Source organism: Dietzia natronolimnaea, from assembly GCF_002289575.1.
Classification (GTDB): domain Bacteria; phylum Actinomycetota; class Actinomycetes; order Mycobacteriales; family Mycobacteriaceae; genus Dietzia; species Dietzia natronolimnaea_A.
This window is the reverse complement of sequence record NZ_NTGA01000101.1, coordinates 1-981: the sequence shown is the minus strand read 5'-3', so window position 1 is coordinate 981 and position 981 is coordinate 1. Positions and strand designations below refer to the sequence as shown.

Genomic DNA, 981 nt, shown 5'->3' with positions numbered 1-981 from the left:
CTAGGGTGTGTCTCCCAATCGGCGTAGCCAGGTGAGAATTGCGCAGAGGGTGACGGCGGCGCGGTAAGTGATCGCGAGTTTGTCGTAGCGGGTGGCCAGCGCTCGCCATTGCTTGGCCAGAGCGAAGGAACGTTCAACGACGTTTCGGTCTTTGTAGAGGTCAGTGTCGAGTTTCGGGGTTCGGCCACCGCGGCTGCCGCGGCGTTCGCGAGCGGCGATGGTGTCGCTTTTCTCCGGGATGACAGCGGCGATACCGCGACTGCGGAGCTGGCGGCGGATCGTGCCAGACGAGTAGGCCTTGTCTGCGATCACCGCGTCGGGGCGGGTGCGGGGTCGGCCCTTGCCGTGGCGTGGGACGTGGATGTCGGCCAGGACTTCGGCCAGCATCGCGCCGTCGTTTCGTTGCCCACCGGTGATCACGTTCGCCAGCGGTCGGCCGCGGCCATCGACAGCACTGTGAATCTTGGTGGTCAGCCCTCCTCGCGAGCGACCGATGCCATGACCTGCGGGTTCACAGTCCCGGAAGGGCCGGTTCTTGTGATTCGACCCTGCCCCCTGTGTCCTGCTCAGGGCGCGTTGTATTTGTGCCGTGCTGATGAGCGCGGCAGATGGTGGCGTCGACCGAGACGTTCCAGTCGATCTTTCCGGCTGCGTCGGCATCGGCCAGGATCACGTGCAGGATGCGATCCCAGGTCCCGTCCCGGGCGTAGCGGGCGTGACGCTTCCACACGGTCTGCCACGCACCGAACTCCTCGCGAGGTAGGTCCCGCCAGGGAATACCGGCGCGGTAGCGGTAGATGATCCCCTCGACGACCTTGCGATTGTCGCGAAACGGATGCCCCTGCCGCCCTTCATTGGAGGGCAGCAGGGGCTCTATCCGCTCCCACTGCTCGTCGGTGAACTGGCGAAATCGTGACTTCGTCTGACCCATACGGCCACGGTCTCGCGGGTCACCGCTCAGCTATGGGAGACACGCCCTAG

The 981-nt window shown here is 65.2% G+C and carries 1 pseudogene; it reads right to left on the bottom strand.

The features are described 5' to 3' along the window. A pseudogene (locus tag CEY15_RS17830) lies at positions 1-931 on the bottom strand (IS5 family transposase). Positions 932-981: the final 50 nt, after the last annotated feature.